Raw genomic sequence first — 16,327 nt, 5'->3', positions numbered from 1 at the left:
TTGGTGGTGAAGAACGGGTCGAAGATTTTTTCCGCGGTTTCAGAGTTGAGCCCCACGCCGCGGTCTTCGATGCGAACCACAATTTCCGTGGAGTTTTCTTTTCCAGAGCTGATCAACAGCTCTTTGGCGCGGCCCGCTGTTGCAGTCATCGCATCCATGCCATTCATGATGAGGTTCAATACAACTTGTTGCAACTGCACACGGTCTCCTTTGACTTTGGGCAGGCCCGAGGCAAGCTCAGTGCGTATGGAAACGCGGCGCCTTGCGGCTTCGTCGCGCAGAAAAATAGCCAGATCTTGAATCACTTCATTCATGTCGAGCCAGTCTTTGGCGGGCGGCTCTTTCTTGAACAGGGCACGGATGCGACCTAACACGGCGCCGGCGCGAGTGCCATCCTGAATAATTCTTTCCGTGGTCTGGCGGGCTTTTTCAAGATTGGGCGGATCTGCGGAGAGCCAGCCTTGACATGCGTGTCCGTGCGCAACCACGGCCGCAAGCGGCTGATTGATTTCATGGGCGATCGAGGCGGTGAGTTCTCCCATGCTCAGCACGCGCGAAAGATAAGCGAGCTCGGCCTGGGTCTTCATCAAAGCCTCTTCGGCTTTGTGGCGTTCTTCAATATCGGTGTTGGTCCCGTACCACCGCAGTGTTTTTTGCTCCTGATCCTGCAGAGGCACGCCGCGGGTAAAGAACCAGCGATACTCGCCATCCGCGCCGCGCACCCGCCACTCACCTTCAAAGGGCTTTCCGGTGGAGAGCGCCTCTTGCCAGAAGCGGCGAAAACTTTCCCGGTCTTCGGCATGGATGGTTTCCATGAATCCCTCGCCCTGCATCTGCTCCACGGTGCGTCCGACATAATCGAGAAGGCGCTGGTTGCAATAATCAATGGAGCCGTCGGAGGTTCCGCTCCAAATCTGCTGGGGGATCACTTCGGCCAAGAGCCGCAGTTGATGCTCGCGCTCGCGCAACTCCACGTTGGATTTTTCGAGCTCGGCAGTGCGATCAGAGACCCGAATTTCCAGTTGATCGCGAGCTTCTATGAGCGCTTCTTCGCTTTGTTTTTTTGCTGAACTCACCCAGCTTGCCACCAGGGCGCAAACCACAAACGCGGCAAAATATGTCTCCGCGGTTGCATTAATGGCAAAGGAATGGAGTGGGGGCACAAAGAAATAATCAACCGCCAAGGTCGAGATGAGGACTGCGAAGAAGCCGGTGGCCATGCCTCCGAACCACGCGCTCGCCATCACGGCGCCGAAAAAAAGGAACAAGAAGGGATAGGGAAAAAGATGTTGGACGAGAAGAGTCAAAACCAGCGCTAAGGCCACAAAGAACAGCGCTACGCTATAGCGCCGCAGTGCAGATTTGGCCGGCTTGTGGGAGACTCCACTTGCCGGGTGCGGGGCCGTTAATACCAAATCCTTCAAAATGCGCCTCTTAAGCGGTGGATTATAGCAAAGACTTGAAATATCCCAATTTCTCGGGTGTGGCTTCTTAGGGTTGGCCGTATATGTTCAACTGACTTAGTGCTTCAGTTGCGAGTCAAAGAATTGCAGCGTTGTGCTGGCGAACTTCTCCCGGTTCACCTGCTTTTCAATGCCGTGTCCTTCATCCGGGAATTCAATGTAGGTCACGGGTACGCCATTTTTCTGCAATGCAGCAGCGAAACGGCGCGACTGCTCCACCGGAACCAAAGGGTCGAGCACGCCGTGAAAGATCAGGAAGGGAACAGTTGCATGATCAACGTGGAAAAGCGGGGAGGCTAACTGGTAGAGCTGGGATTTTTGCTCGGGCGTGCCATCCATAAAATCATGCACCAGCTTGCGCGCATCCGCGGGAGTGGAAGGGAAGCGGGCGGTCAAATCGGTGGGGCCGGACATATCCACCACACATTGCACCCGGCTCGAATATGTGCTCAATTCCCGCGGTTGGTTGTCCCGTGTTTCTTCTGTTCCGAGAAGTGCAACCAGGTGGCCTCCGGCGGAGCCGCCCAGGGCGCCGATGCGGTTAGGGTCCACACCATAACGGGATGCGTTGGCCCGTATCCAACGAATGGCACGCTGCACATCGTCTAATTGCGCCGGGAAATGGTGATCCGTGGCATTGATCAGTCGGTAATTTACCGCGAAGCATACGTATCCGCGCTGGGCAAAGCCTTGCGCGAGTGAACGAAAGTCGCTTTTATCTCCGCCACGCCAGGCCCCGCCGTGAATGAGGACGATAGCCGGCCTGAGGCCTGGGGCTGGCACACGTACAACATCCAGCAATAAAGACTCTCCCTGAACTGTGCCGTAGCTGACATTCTCTTCAACCGGCGGACCGCCTTTCTGGTACGCGAACAAAACCAGAGTAACGACGGCCAGAAGCAACAGAGGCCAAAATATCCGTTTGCTAAGATTGATCGCCATCCAAGTCACCTGAGACGTTGCCTAAATATTATTCGTAAATGAGCTTATAAAAGTTCCAACGAATACAGGCGCGAAAATGCCGGCGTGAAACGAGCAGGCACCGCCCACGAAGCTGTTTTGACTGTGTTACATTGAATAGGTGTGGGCGCGTAGCTCAGTTGGTAGAGCAACGCCCTTTTAAGGCGTGGGTCGCTGGTTCGAATCCAGCCGCGCTCACCATGGTTTCCAGAAACTGCAAATCCATTCCGAGGTCCTTCGACTCGGGATTTCGCCTGTAACGCTCACCCCAAAGGCCCACTGAGACTGGGTTCTATTAATTTGCCGCGGGGTTGCGGCTGCATTCCCAGTACACAAAACTTTCAAAACGATTTGTTGCGTGAGCGCAACCGGTTCGTCTCAGCGAATGAAGATGTCCTTCTTCGGGCGCTGGGCCGCAATCCAGCGGAAGAGCCTAAAGAGATGGTTGAGTTGTGAGGTCCCCGGCTCGCTAATGAGCTTTCGGCAGCGTGGCATCAATGAAGTTGGCGAAATCCTGCTTCATCTTGGGATGCGCAGCCGAGTTCAGATACACCATGTGGCCTGAGTCGTAGGTCGCGGTTGAAATATTCTTGTGGTACTCGGGCGTGAGATCAAGATGATTCATGGTGTAATCGACGGCCATAAAGGGAGTCGCGAGATCGTAGTACCCTTCCATTACCAAAACTTTCAGGAAGCGGTCTTTGACTATGGCTTGCCGCAGGGCCGTGGCGGTATCGGCGTATCCCATATCTGATGTTGGTGCGCTGGATCCCTGTGGTGGCGGTCCGCCGGTCCAGTTCCATTGGAAGAACCCGCTGTTTCTGGCTGAGTTGTAGTACGGCATATCCACTTTGTAGTTGAGCTCACGCCGGATGTAATCATTGAACGTTGAGGTAAATGGTGGGCCGATCTGTGAGTTGGTGGGATCGTAGAAGGGCGTATCAAAGAAGCCGTTTGGGTCCGGTCCGGTGAAGCGGCCATCATAACGGCCTACTACAAGCTTCTGGTCCGCGAGCAGATAGCGGGTAAACGTACGGACATCAATGCGCAGGTTGGCTTGGTCAATGACGTCTTTGCTCAGTCCCGTGTAGCGTGCCAGCTTATCAATTATGGATTGGCGTTCCTCGGGAGTAAGTGCGTCTCCTTTGGCCAGGGCCTGCGAATATTCTCCTCTCGCCCATTGCGCTGCCTCTTCCCGCGTATGATTAAGGTCCTGCGTCAGCTCGGGGGCTAACTTGTGATGATAGGCCGCAATGCTGGCGAAGGTCGGCAGATAAAGCGGATAGGGCACATCATTGGTTTTGGCGAAGTCCAGAGTTTCAAAGTTCAACACCGTAGACAGAAGCACGATGCCGTTGAAGGATATGCCGCGGTCTGCGAGGTATCCTGCTATTCCTGCCGAACGAGTGGTGCCGTAACTCTCGCCGAAAAGATAGTGAGGCGATAACCAACGCTCATAGCGTGAGAGATACATGCGGATAAACTCGCCAAACGATTCGATATCTCCACGCAAGCTCCAATAGCGGCGGGCAGCGGCCGTATCTGCCGGACGGCTGTAGCCTGTGCCGATGGCATCCACCAGCACCAGGTCAGTCTTGTCTAAAGGCGTGTTGGGATTATCCATCAGATGATAAGGAGATTCCGGCAACCATCCATCAGGTTGAAGCACAACTTTTCGTGGCCCTAACGCGCCCATGTGTAACCAGATTGATGCAGAACCCGGACCGCCGTTGAAGGCAAACGTGACTGGGCGCGTGCTGGGATCGGTATCATCGAGCGTGTAGGCAACGAAAAACATCTCTGCCTGAATTTTTCCTTCAGCATCTTTGATCGGTAGCCGGCCGGCAGTTGCGGTGTAACGCAGCAGCTTACCGTTCAAGTGAATCTCATGATGAGTCTGCACGGGCGGAACTTCGGTCATGTCGAAGTGCATGGGACGAAGAGAACCTTCTTCCCCGGCCGTCTCGGATGTTCGTTGCTGGGCCGGGCTTTCCGGCTGCACTCGTTGTGGCTGAGGTTGCGCCGGCTGCTCGCCGGATGTTTGCGGAGTAGAAGCACTGGATGGCGCGGGTTTCTCGGCTCGAGACGGCGGTTTATCGCTTTGCTGCCCATAGCCGGCCAGCGAAACAAATGTTGCGAGCATCAATATCTGCAGTGCGAATTTCATTCTGCCACCTCGTTTTCAAACGATGAATTCTAATGCCTGTGCTGGGTGGTGTAAAGATGACGCAAGGCGCGCTACCTGCTTGAAGTGGTAGCGAAGTGCGAGTGTTATGTTTCTGCATACGGCACCATCATTTGAGGATGGTATCCAGATAGCCTTCAACCTTCTCAACCCACTATAACGATTCCACAATTACTGCATCCATTACCGTGGAAGAGCGGGCCTTCCTAAAAGGCCCGCGTTGAGATGCAAAACAAATGGGCTTCAGCCCCGCCGCGCGCGCGTACACCAATTCTGGAATTGCTCCGATATAACTGCTTAGTGTTGGGGCAGATTTTGCGTAACCCTGAAGCTGTTTTTGGCCGATACACCTGATGGTATCACTGTGATATCAAACTCTTCATTTCGCAGAAATTGTATGCCATCATTGTCTTGGAAGTGTGTCTGGCATTCAAGAATGCAGGGGCATGTCCCCTTACGCTCTTTGAAAAACTCATAGAAGCAATCCCAGTATGTGGGTTTCTCAGTACTCAGAACGGGCCCCGCAAATGATATCCATCCAGTAAACACCGCGTAGCTCTGCAAGTGTCCGCCGTGAAAGCGACCTTCACCCAGTAAATATGCGGCGATCGTGAGTGTTTCAGGTGGTTCCAACCACTTGCAGCAAGTGTCGGCTTTTTGCCCAAAAATCCAGAGTCCCAAAATTACTGAAAGGTAAACTGCGGCTTGGGTAAAACAGGTCTACGATGACGCCTCGCGGCCGGTCATTTAAGGATTGTATCCAGATAACTTTCAACCTTCTCAGCCCATAACCGTCCGTGGGCCTGAAGACCGCTGGCGCTGAAATGCACGCCGGTGCCGTTGTTCTGGCGATAGTCGCTGGTAAGTGTGTCCGTGTCCGGTCCTTCGAGAGCGATACCGTCTTTCCAAAGACTTCGTTGAGCTTCACGAATCGGCGCAGACGAAGAGCTCTTAGGCGAATAGCTGACCTGGGCGACAAACCAGGGGAAATCCCAACCGGCATTGCGTCGCGATTGTTTCGGCCTTAACAGATTCTATTGTCGATTGAAGATTTACATTTTGTTACATCAACATCCAAATCGCCAATATTAATATGGATTGCTAAACTTGCGAAGCCGGGGTGAGTGCGAGCATAGCGCGAGGGCGTAGCAGACGAACGAAGTGCAGCATTGCGGAACCCTTAAGAAAAAGAAACTTATCCCATGATAGAGGGTTCATGGTGGATGATAGGGTCAGACAGTTGGCGGCGAAAGGGTAGCTTTGGACGAACAACAAGAAAGGAATATGAAGTTTAACTGGCTGGACCTTGTCTGGTTGGGGGTCCTGGCCAGCCTTGCGGTTCTGCCTCCGGTGCGTGAGGGCCACAAGCAGCTTATCCTGCTGGCGATTGGCGCGCTGCAACTGGGAGAGAGATGGATCCTCACCCGCGCGCCACAATACGGCCGCTCTTATGTTGTGCTGCTCAAGATTCTGCTGGCCACACTGCTGATAGATCACACCGGACCGGAACCGAGCATCAACAGCAGTTATTACCCCATCTATTACCTGCCGGTGATAACCGCTGCCATCTACTTTGGTCCGTGGGGCACGTTGTTGTGGACCTTCTTGGCCGCGGCCGCATACTGCTCTTATCTCATTCCCTATCTCATGCCCGGCGAGGAATTTGAGTTGACCCCAGCCGGCGTAGCCGAGCTGGCGATCCGAATCCTGTTCTTCTTTCTGGCAGGGATGGTGGTGAACCGCTTTGTGGTGGAAAACCGGCGGCAGGTGGAGCTGTACCAGAAGCTGGCGGAAGAGTTGGCTGAAACCAACCGCCGCCTGGAGCAAGCGCAAGCTGAAGCGCGACGCTCAGAACGATTGGCCGCACTCGGCCAGCTTTCTGCTGGATTGGCGCATGAAATCCGCAACCCGCTGGGCGTCATCAAGGGATCGGCAGAGATGCTGAGCAAAAAGCTGCAAACATCAGAGCCGCTCGCGGCCGAACTTGCAGGCTACATCTCGAGCGAGGTGAACCGGCTAAGCGCCCTGGTTAGCCGGTTTCTGGATTTCGCGCGGCCGTTGCATGCAGAGACGGCGCCTCAAGAGGTCACTGTGCTGCTGGAGCGGGCATTGAAATCCGTAGGAGACCAATGGCGCGGAGGCAAAATCGAGGTCAAGCGCGAGTACGCGAAAGAGCAATTGCCGGTGCCGCTGGATGAAAATCTTTGCGAGCAGGCCTTCATCAACCTGGTGCAAAACGCCTACGAAGCCATGGGCGATGCGGGTGGAATTCTGAACGTACAAGTCTCTCCGGCACAATTGAACGGCCGTCGCGGGGTAGAGGTGCAAATACAGGACACAGGGCCCGGTATTCCGGCAGAGCTGTGTGAGCAGATTTTCAATCCTTTTGTCACCACGAAGAAGACAGGCGTAGGATTGGGGCTATCCATTGTTTCCAAAATTATGGACGAACACCACGGCTCCATTCGTGTAGCCAGCAATACGAACCATGGGGCGTGTTTTGTGCTGTTTTTTCCGGTAGCAGAGAACGCGGTAAGCCTCAGTTAAGGTAATGACAGCGATTCAAGTTAAGTAATGGCGACGATTCGGGTTTAGTAATGGCAACCATACTCATTGTCGAAGACGAAGCCAAGATGCGCCGCCTGCTCGAGCTTGACCTGGGAGAGGACGGATTCACCACACTTTCTGCCGCTGACGCCGAGAGCGGCTTGAAGCTTCTGCGCGAGCAGCCGGTGGACATCATCGTGACCGATCTGAAGCTTCCCGGAATGGGAGGGCTGGAATTCCTGCAAGCTGCCAAGCAGCTCGATGCCGCTCGCCCCGTGGTGGTCATGACCGCCTTTGGCAGCATTGAAACTGCGGTCGAGGCGATGAAGGCGGGGGCAAGCGACTATGTCCTGAAGCCATTTTCGCTGGCAGAGATGCGAATGGTGCTCCACAAGGAGCTAGATGTAGGCAAGCTGCGGGAAGAGAACCGCTCGCTGCGCGAGGCGTTGGGGCAGCGATACGCACATCCTAACATCGTAGCCCGCAGTGCCAAGATGCAGGAGGTGCTGGCCATGGTGGAGCGCGTGGCGCAGACAAACTCCACCGTGTTGCTGGGCGGAGAAAGTGGCGTGGGCAAAGACCTGATCGCGCGCGCCATTCATGAAAAATCGCGGCGGGCATCAGGGCCGTTCATCAAGATCAACAGCACGGCTATCCCGGAAAACCTGCTGGAGAGCGAACTATTCGGCTACGAGAAGGGCGCATTCACTGGCGCGACCAGCAGCAAGCCCGGCAAGTTCGAACTCGCGGACAAGGGAACGCTCTTCCTCGACGAAATCGGCGATGTGCCTCCGACCACGCAGGTGAAATTGCTGCGCGTGCTGCAGGAGCGCGAGTTCGAGCGGCTGGGAGGCACGCGTACGCTGAAGGTGGATGTGAGGCTGATCGCCGCAACCAATCGCGACCTGCGGGCTGCATTGGAGGAGGGAACTTTTCGCGAAGACCTTTATTACCGCCTGAACGTTGTGCCGGTTGATATCGCGCCGCTGCGAGAGAGAAGGGAAGATATCCCTGACCTTGCGCGGCTTTTCATCGCGCGCTTTTCGACTGAGTCGGGAAAAGCAATTACCAGCATCAAGCCAGAAGCCATGCAGATGCTGGTGAACTACTACTGGCCGGGAAATGTGCGCGAACTGCAGAACATTGTGGAGCGTGCGGCAGCGCTGGCGCCTGGCCCCGTGCTCGAAGCCGGCGACATTCATCTGGATGCACCGCGCTCCAAATCTGCGAACTCGGGCAACAACTTTCTGCCGGAAGGGATGACGCTGGAGCAGTGGGACGACGAGATGATCCGCGAAGCCCTGCGCCGCGCAAATGGAAACAAGAGCCAGGCGGCGCGTCTGCTGGGTCTCTCCCGCAATGCGCTACGCTACCGGCTGACTAAGATCGGCATCGCCGACGAGCCGGGGACGGAATAAGAGAAAGAAGCATTGTTGAGAGTATAAAGTTCAAAGACGATTAATTTTTATATCTCGCCCGTGCCCGCCAACCTGTAAAGCTACAGAGGCCGTGCCTGATTGGCACAGCCCCTGTGATGATTCACAATTGCCCAGGATGGAAAACTTTACCTACAGACCGGGACGGCAAGGTGTTGATTGCGTATTGGGAAGATCGGAACGCTGGTTTCCGTTCTGGTCATAGTTGCTGAAGACGCAGCTCGACAAGGACCCATTGAAGCTGAAACCATAACCGCTATCGATCTGGTTGTATTGGTAGACATTCCCGATGTTAAAGGGGTTGTTGGTGTTGGAGGTCACCAGGGCATGGCCCGACGCCGCCCCGTCATTCAGAAAGTCGGTCCGGGTTACGACGGCGTTGGTTACGTTGCCTTGAAACAAGATGCCGTTCAACGAAGTGTTACCGCCTTCGATCGTGTTATAGAGGAACGCGAAGCCATCAAATCGCGAGTTATTGCCGCCGCCAATGACCATCCCGTTTTGCGATGGATTGTCGATCCAGTTGAACTGGATATTGACCGAGTCGTTATATTCGCTGTCAATATTGAAGCCGTACTGGGTACTGAAGGCGACATTGTCGTGAATGTAGACAAACTTTGCTTGAATATCTGGACTACCACCGATTCCCACGATTTCAGGGACCAACGGCATCTCCCAGCCTCCATAACCGATCTGATAGCCGGTGACGACGTTATTACGAATCTCCCCGGTCGCGTATACCATGGTGATCGCCGTACACAAGTGTCCGTGCCATTGGCTCATAGTGACGAATTCAATCGTGTTGTCTTGCGAAGGAGGGATCGTGGGGTGGGCATGGTCTTGCCCTTGGTTGTTATAAGCCACCGACGCAATCTGGACCGGGAAGGCCTCTCCTAACGGGTCTTCGCCGGCAGCATTGATGACGTTGATGTGGTGTATATGGTGCTGTCCAATGTTATCGCGCAGGTGAATGGCTTCCAGCCGCAAAGGCAACGCCCCCGCTTGTGCTTTCAGGCCCGGGAAGTTGTCATCAATCGTAAGATCGGAGATTTCGTCTCCTTGATTGGTATCTGAGCTGGTGGCGAATACCACATTGCTGCCGGTCTGAACGAATGACGACGCCGGTTCGCCTCCTGGCGGGGGAAGATAGTAGGAGTTGAGTTGCACGGTTGTCTGGTTCATGCCGGCGCCGTGAATGCGCCAGTTGGGGCCCAGTGCGAAACCCTTGTTCTGAATCGTCTCACTGCTGTGTGGAATGTTGATTACCCAATTGTAGGATCCGTCGGTATGAAAAGTGCCAGGACCAAGACAGATAATCAGGCCGTCCGTGGCCGGTAATCCGGCTGCTGGATCATGCGTGTACGACCTCAGGATGCTGTCAAACAAGTTCCCATTGCGCGGATCGGCAGCGGTGTTGCCTGATCCATCCAGTCCATCGGTGCGAATTCCGATGTAAACCCGCGGGAGCCCAAAGGGAGGATTGGGCAAAGTGCAATCGGTTGTCGTTACCAGCGTGCCCGTTGCCTGACGCCCGAACTGTTTTCCTCGGCGCAGCCAATGCAACATGGGGTCTATGTAGCGCCCCATGGCTGTCCCTCCATAAGCTGTAGCGACGTCGGGATAGTTGTTGATATACGCTTTGATGTCAACATCGGCGCTGCCGCGGCGGCCTTCCCTGGGGAGTCCGGTACCCAGGAAATGTTGGGCCGCTGCGATGTAGCCCGTGCTGCCGAAAGCCGCGAGCAGATCGGGATTGTTGGCCAGATAGTATTTGACATCGAATTCCAGGCTTCCTCTGCGGCCTTCAATGGGCAAACCCTGATTGATAAAGTGTTGCGCAGCCGCCGCATATCCAGTTGGACCAAAGGCCTGGGCAAGGTCTGGATTAGTCTGCAAATAAAACACCGGATCAAAGATGATGCCGCCACGCCGGCCGGCCGGCAAACCGAAGAGATTGTAGTGGTTGGTGACGGCAGACAGGTTGTTGCCATAGACGTTTTGAATATCGGGATAGATGCTCTCATAGAACACCGCATTGAACGTAAGATCGGGTGGTGGTGGTGGCGATGGTGGCGGCGGTGGGTCACAGCCAGTATCGCAACCCCCTCCCCCTATAGGGTCTTGCCCGTTGCCCGGTTGGGCCGTTACGAACATGAAAAAAAGAGTTAGCAAGAAAACAGCATAAAAACAACGTGGAAAAGACATAGTTACTCTCCTTGCGAACATACTCTGCTGGAAACCTCGGCTTCTGCTCACACAATAGATATGGCTCGGAGTGACGAATTGTTACATGCAAAAATTTGTCTCTGAAGGGACAAGATTATGGGGTCGCAAAAAGCCCTCGGCTTCGGCCTCGAGGATGAAATTAACTGGAGGCGAATAGCGCTGCGCTACCGGCTGACTAGGATCGGCATCGCCGATGAGCCAGGGACAGAATAAGAGAAAGTGCGGCTGACATCTGGCTTTGTGACGTCCGCTGGCAAGTTCAGACCATGGCGGCAGATGAATTTCTCACCAATTCGAAGAGAAGCTTCATAGGACTTAAAAAAGTTGCTCTACCGTGGCGAACACGGCATAGTCACCGGTCGTAAAGGCATTAAAAGGAGTAACCTGCAAGCCAATCGGTATATTGGCGACACTCTGTACAACAGTTGAGACTGAAGTATATCGGCCTTTGGCATTGCAGGACAAAGCGGGGATGAAGCCCGATGGTGTTAGCGTAATAGACTGGTCAGTGCCGCTAAGATCCCTCCAATTTAAAAAGCTCGCTATTGCGGCTGAAGCATCTGCTGTGGTGCAGAGTTCATATACAGAAACCCGGAACAAACCAGGTGCACTGGGAGTGAATAAGGCAAGATTTTGACCGGTCTTTAATCCGGTAAGGTTAACAGCAGCAACGATACCAGGTACGCCGTTACCCGCCGTGGGCACACCGTTGTAAATGGTGATCTTATTGTTAATGCTGACGCTGCCGTCGGTATCAATCCCCATTCTTTGAATATTGCCGGTGAAGAACCCGATGGGATGCGGAGTAAACGTGCCGAAGACGCCGCCCGGCGTTCCTAAGGGCCCGGTGCCCAGCCCGTCGGCGTACATTTGCGAGACTACCGCTCCATTGTTGGCGGAGGCAGAAAAAACGGAAAAAGAATTTGTCACAGTTGAAGTATTGCTTGCGTTGATCTGGATCCCGGCGGCGGTTGCGTCGGAATCAACTGCCTGCAGCTTGAAAGCCGGAGCAGAAGTGCCTATACCTACGGCGCCGGAGGCGGTGATATTTCCGGTAATGCTTTGATTGCCTGCGAAACTGTTCGACCCCAGGATCGCCCCTGTGCCGGCAATTTTTGCCGGGTTCAAACTTCCATCCGCGATATTCGCATTGCTCACGCTGTTGGCCGCCAACATTGAGTTGGTCACTCCGCCGGGCGCGATGTTAAGAAATACATTTCCACTTGTGCCGCCTCCGGTGAGACTGGGCCCGGTCGCGATGCCGGTAATGGTACCGGTCCCAGGAAATGTTTGTCCATTAGCAAACGTGATTGTGCCCGCCATGGCGCCGCCGTTCAGGCGCAAGTAACGATTATCGGTGAACGCGGTGTCGAGGCCGATGGTGCCTGTAGTCGTAATCGTGCCACCGGTCAAGCCGGTTCCTGCGCTGATGCTGCTTACTGTGCCGTTGCCGCCGGGAAAAGTCTGGCCGTTGGCAAAGGTGACGATCCCGGAGCTGTTAATGCTGAGTGCGCCGATGGCAATGAAGCCGTTGCCCTCGCTGATCAGTGAATCGGTTAACGTGAAATTCGGGGCAATCTTCGGCAGATGACGTGGAGTGGCGCTGGAGCGGAACAGGATCTGATAGAGCACCGGCCCATCCAGGGCTTTGCTGTTGGGCGAGGTACGCTGCCACACCAGTTCCGGTTGGGGCCGCAGGCCAGCCAGCAGCACAGGCCTCGGCGAATCTGCTGTCACGGTTTTGGCGTGCGTGCCGGTTGGGTGCTGGGTTTGGTCTGCGCTCCAGGCGCAGGACGCAAGGCAAGTTGCGATCAGTGCCGCCAATGCCCTCTTCTTCAATAGGTTCATAAGGTTCTCCTGCTTCTTTGCGGTGCGTGGCCAGTCCGCCCGACGGTCTCCGAACATTTGCACAAACGGCGCTTTCTCCATGGCGTTATTCACCAGTGCAAGTGAAGCTGATAAAGTCACTCCCAACACCATTCAAAGTGAAGGTATTGCCCGAACCTGGAAATGCGGGATAGGTTATGGTTACCGCATTGGCCGGCGTGGTCACATCACGGGCGGTGCAGTTGTAAGTGGCTGAATTGACGAAGGCGGCGCCGCCCGTTAGATTTACAACCCTGGTACCTGCACTTAGGTTTGTTATCTGGTTTACGATATGCCCACCGACAAGGGAGCCGGTGGGGGCCAATGTGGGTTCGGAGTAATTCTCGGGGCCAAATAACACTACTTGATATGTACCTGGGGATGGGTTGCTGGCAGAGAGGACCCGGCCTATGACAGTACCTGGTGGGCGTGTGCTGCCTGCGTCGTGACATTGTCCTCCACTCAGCGCGACATAGTCGCCGCTGGTTATACCGTTATTGAAAACACATTGAGCTTGTCCGATTTGGGCGATGGTCGCGTTTCCCGAGGTTCCTGCTCCAGCTATGACGATGCCGATGTACCCGGCGAACGAAAGATTGGAACTCGCGGCCATTGCCGGATTTCCCAATACACCTGCAGGTTGGTTGAGCGTAGTTCCTTGGACCGTATTATTGGGGACGGAAATCGTAATGGCCCCCGCCGGCACATCCACATTGCCGGCGTTATCCACACTAAAGACTGGGTTGTTCACGCCGCCAATCACCAGGTTCCCGCTGTTATCCAGCGCCAGCCCCGAATCCACCAGGGTATAGTTAGGGCCGATCTTGGGAATCGAACCGATGTGCGCGCTGGAGCGGAACAGGATCTGATAAAGCACCGGCCCGTCCAGCGCTGCGCGATCGGGCGAGGTACGCTGCCACACCAGGCCTGGCCGCAGGCCAGCCAGGAGCAACGGTTCGGATTGGCTGGCACGATCCTTACTTAAAAATTGCGCTGATGCTTCGCCAGCAACGAGGGTTTGCACCTGCGCCACGCAGCAATGGCAAATCAGGACTGCTGCCAAAACAAAGCCGAAAATTCTGATACGAAAGCAAAGCATTGCGAACTCTCCAAAATGTCCGTCGTTGTCGGCGGCCTGAGCGGGATTACCATCCCGCGCCGATCAGCCCAGTACTAGGGATTGGTGAACACGCCGCCACGGGACGTCCAATCTACCTGCCAACCGCCGTTCCACCACCCCTTGTGATACATCGCGTTGTCTGCCCCGAGCCCGAAGACGTCGAGACGTTCGCTGGTCCAGGAAATAGCCACGGGTGGACTGTTGAATCCTCCGAAGAGCGGTTCCCATTCCTTCCAGCCGCCGTCGTAAATCTTGTGGTACATGTGATTGTCGGAACCGAGGGCGAAGAGATCGAGTCGGTTGCTGCCCCACGAGGTGACCACAGGCGGGCTGCCGAGATTATGGCCTCCTATGTCTTGCCAATCTCCATTTGCTGAAGGCTGCCAATTATTTCCGTCCCAATACTTCCATAACATTTGGTTGTTGATACCCAGAGCGAACATGTCGAGGCGGTTGGCGGCCCAGGCGACCATAGCCGGCGGGCTGGCGAACACCCCACCCCATTGCGAGCCTCCCAGCGGTTGCCAGTCTAACCAGGTAATGTTGCCCAGAAATTGTTTTGCTTCTGCAGCGTGGTACATCTGGTTATTCTGGTTGCGCACAACAACGTCAAGACGACCGGGTCCCCAAGGGCCCGCGACTACAGCTAGCGGACTGTTGAACGGCCCGCCACCTTGATCTGTCCAGCCCTGCCAGTTGGCGCCGTCCCACGAATTCCACCGCATCCCGTTATCCGCCCCGAGCGCGACCACGTCGAGGCGGTCTTTGCCCCAGGATCCTGCCGCCGGCGGACTGACAAAAACGCCGCCCAGATCTTCCCATTCCCGCCATTGACCGTCCCAGATTTTGTGCATCATGTTATTGCCGTCGTTGAGTGCGAAGACGTCGAGGCGATTTGCGTCCCAAGCGACAACCGCGGGAGGACTGCTGAATGTGTGACCGTTGGCCATGCCAAGGTCTTCCCAGTCTCCACCTTCCGACGCGTCCCAGGCTTGCCCGTCCAACCGCTTGTGGTAGATGTGATTGTCCGTACCGAGCCCGAAGATTTCGAGATTGCTGCCGCGAGCGACAGCGGCAATTGCAGTATGTTTGCTCATGCTTCCTCCTGGACCAAAACATTTCCCAGCAGCGCCGACGAAACCGCTGGCAACCACCCTTTATTTTTTCAAATGCCTGTGGCCGCGGCCACAGGCTGCCTTTATCCCCAAGTTTCGAAACCTGAGCGCAGTGTGCGGGAGGTTGTGATGAATGGTCAATGGAGAGCCACGAATCTTTTGCCTATGGTTGGCCTACGGCCTATGTCATTGAAAAAGAAGAGACCTAAGTCCGAACGATTGCAGTTTTGCGGGGAGTTCTTCGTGCTAGAATTTGTTGCGTTTCTTACTCGAATTCCACTATTACATTGTGTCCTCGCAAGCCCAACCTTCGTTTCGGGGGACTTTGCGCTTTGGCGCTTACGAAGCCGATCCCCGTTCCGGGGAGCTGCGCAAACACGGATTAGGGATTGCGCTCGAGGAAAAGCCCTTTCAGGCGCTTGTCATTTTGCTGCAACACCCGAATGAGGTAGTGACGCGTGAGGAGCTACGCACCCAGCTTTGGCCCGCGGACATCTTTATTGACTTCGATAACAGCCTGAACACGGTCATCGCCAAGGTGCGTCGTGCTCTCAACGACAGCGCCGAGAACCCCCGCTTTATCGAAACCGTCGGCCGGCGCGGATATCGCTTCATGGCGCCGGTTGAATCCAGTGCTCCAGATGACGACCAGCGCGTTTACGCAGTTACTCCCGCCGCTCAAGGTGCTTCTTCGGTGATCGTTTTGGATTTGCCGAAGGTGGCGACCTCCGAGCGCGCAGGCCAGCGATGTTCTGCGTCAGATGAAAGGGCAAAACCGCAGATTCATAGAACTGCTGTCCGCTACACATTTTTAATTGCAGGTGCGCTGGTTGCGATCGCGGTGCTGCTAGTCGGCCTGAATGTTGGAGGGTTGCGAGACCGATTCTTGCCCGGATCGAGTTCCGGTCCGATAAAGTCTCTCGCTGTGCTGCCTCTTGAAAATCTCTCCGGCGACATGGAACAGGATTACTTCGCCGAGGGCATGACCGACGAGCTGACCACGGACTTGGCAAAGATCAGGTCTCTCCGTGTTATTTCCCGCACCACCATGATGCAGTATCGTGAAGCACACAAGTCGCTGCCGCAGATTGCGGAGGAGCTCCATGTTGATGCTGTGGTCGAGGGGTCTGTCGTGCTTTCCGGAGGCACGGTACGCATTACTGCGCAATTGATTGACGCTCATCGTGACCGTCATCTATGGGCGCAGAGTTACGAGCGCGAAGTCGGCCAGGTTCTGAATGTGCAGGACTCGGTGGCGCTGGACATCGCCTCTGCGGTGAGGGCCGAGTTGGGCCCCGAGGAGCACGAATCGCTGACCCGGCAGAGATCAGTGAATCCGGAGGCGTATGAGTCTTATCTTCGCGGCCGCAACAAATTGGGCAAGCAAGCGCCGACGCCGATCAAAGACA

10 protein-coding genes and 1 tRNA gene are annotated in these 16,327 nt (G+C 55.2%); 4 read left to right on the top strand and 7 right to left on the bottom strand.

The window, feature by feature from the left end:
* Together VK738_00530 and VK738_00525 are read right to left on the bottom strand one after the other, a co-directional pair.
* Nucleotides 1-1,424 (bottom strand): PAS domain-containing protein (locus VK738_00530; GenBank protein HTD21117.1); only part of this gene is annotated, 1,424 nt, incomplete at its 3' end.
* A gap of 96 nt (nucleotides 1,425-1,520) precedes the next feature.
* The gene (locus tag VK738_00525) at nucleotides 1,521-2,405 is read right to left on the bottom strand and encodes an alpha/beta hydrolase (protein ID HTD21116.1); all 885 of its coding nucleotides are present in this window, start codon (nucleotides 2,403-2,405) and stop codon (nucleotides 1,521-1,523) included.
* A 143-nt stretch (nucleotides 2,406-2,548) separates the two neighbouring features.
* On the opposite strand from VK738_00525, the gene VK738_00520 reads away from it, so the two are divergent.
* Nucleotides 2,549-2,624, top strand: a tRNA-Lys gene (locus VK738_00520).
* 268 nt (nucleotides 2,625-2,892) lie between these two features.
* Here the strand turns inward: VK738_00520 and VK738_00515 are convergent.
* On the bottom strand, nucleotides 2,893-4,590 hold the full coding sequence (locus tag VK738_00515; GenBank protein ID HTD21115.1) for a hypothetical protein: 1,698 nt from the start codon (nucleotides 4,588-4,590) through the stop codon (nucleotides 2,893-2,895).
* A gap of 1,302 nt (nucleotides 4,591-5,892) precedes the next feature.
* Between VK738_00515 and VK738_00510 the strand changes: the two genes are divergently transcribed.
* Together VK738_00510 and VK738_00505 are read left to right on the top strand one after the other, a co-directional pair.
* Nucleotides 5,893-7,155 carry an ATP-binding protein gene (locus tag VK738_00510; protein HTD21114.1) on the top strand — a complete coding sequence of 421 codons (1,263 nt, stop codon included), beginning with the start codon at nucleotides 5,893-5,895 and terminating at the stop codon, nucleotides 7,153-7,155.
* Nucleotides 7,156-7,205: 50 nt separating this feature from the next.
* Nucleotides 7,206-8,573 (top strand): sigma-54 dependent transcriptional regulator, encoded by a 1,368-nt coding sequence (locus tag VK738_00505; GenBank protein ID HTD21113.1) that lies wholly within the window; start codon nucleotides 7,206-7,208, stop codon nucleotides 8,571-8,573.
* A gap of 150 nt (nucleotides 8,574-8,723) precedes the next feature.
* Here the strand turns inward: VK738_00505 and VK738_00500 are convergent, their stop codons facing one another.
* From VK738_00500 to VK738_00485, 4 genes are all read right to left on the bottom strand, one after another.
* Complete coding sequence (locus VK738_00500) at nucleotides 8,724-10,796, bottom strand: hypothetical protein (protein ID HTD21112.1); 2,073 nt, start codon at nucleotides 10,794-10,796, stop codon at nucleotides 8,724-8,726.
* Nucleotides 10,797-11,132: 336 nt separating this feature from the next.
* Nucleotides 11,133-12,665: a hypothetical protein gene (locus VK738_00495; GenBank protein HTD21111.1), complete on the bottom strand. Its 1,533-nt coding sequence runs from the start codon at nucleotides 12,663-12,665 to the stop codon at nucleotides 11,133-11,135.
* An 85-nt stretch (nucleotides 12,666-12,750) separates the two neighbouring features.
* The gene (locus VK738_00490; protein HTD21110.1) at nucleotides 12,751-13,782 is read right to left on the bottom strand and encodes a hypothetical protein; all 1,032 of its coding nucleotides are present in this window, start codon (nucleotides 13,780-13,782) and stop codon (nucleotides 12,751-12,753) included.
* 74 nt (nucleotides 13,783-13,856) lie between these two features.
* The gene (locus VK738_00485) at nucleotides 13,857-14,900 is read right to left on the bottom strand and encodes a hypothetical protein (GenBank protein HTD21109.1); all 1,044 of its coding nucleotides are present in this window, start codon (nucleotides 14,898-14,900) and stop codon (nucleotides 13,857-13,859) included.
* A 271-nt stretch (nucleotides 14,901-15,171) separates the two neighbouring features.
* On the opposite strand from VK738_00485, the gene VK738_00480 reads away from it, so the two are divergent.
* The coding region (locus VK738_00480) for a winged helix-turn-helix domain-containing protein (GenBank protein HTD21108.1) at nucleotides 15,172-16,327 on the top strand (1,156 nt) is incomplete at its 3' end.

The sequence above is a fragment of the Terriglobales bacterium genome, from assembly GCA_035487355.1.
GTDB lineage: Bacteria > Acidobacteriota > Terriglobia > Terriglobales > Acidobacteriaceae > QIAW01.
Note: the sequence above shows the minus strand (reverse complement) of the source record. Positions and strands in the feature narration are given on the sequence as shown.

Bases quoted from the DNA above. Each gene is read 5' to 3' on its own strand.
- VK738_00495 (HTD21111.1), bottom strand. From the start codon at position 12,665: ATGAACCTATTGAAGAAGAGGGCATTGGCGGCACTGATCGCAACTTGC.
- VK738_00505 (HTD21113.1), top strand. From the start codon at position 7,206: ATGGCAACCATACTCATTGTCGAAGACGAAGCCAAGATGCGCCGCCTG.
- VK738_00515 (HTD21115.1), bottom strand. From the start codon at position 4,590: ATGAAATTCGCACTGCAGATATTGATGCTCGCAACATTTGTTTCGCTG.
- VK738_00510 (HTD21114.1), top strand. From the start codon at position 5,893: ATGAAGTTTAACTGGCTGGACCTTGTCTGGTTGGGGGTCCTGGCCAGC.
- VK738_00525 (HTD21116.1), bottom strand. From the start codon at position 2,405: ATGGCGATCAATCTTAGCAAACGGATATTTTGGCCTCTGTTGCTTCTG.
- VK738_00500 (HTD21112.1), bottom strand. From the start codon at position 10,796: ATGTCTTTTCCACGTTGTTTTTATGCTGTTTTCTTGCTAACTCTTTTT.
- VK738_00485 (HTD21109.1), bottom strand. From the start codon at position 14,900: ATGAGCAAACATACTGCAATTGCCGCTGTCGCTCGCGGCAGCAATCTC.
- VK738_00490 (HTD21110.1), bottom strand. From the start codon at position 13,782: ATGCTTTGCTTTCGTATCAGAATTTTCGGCTTTGTTTTGGCAGCAGTC.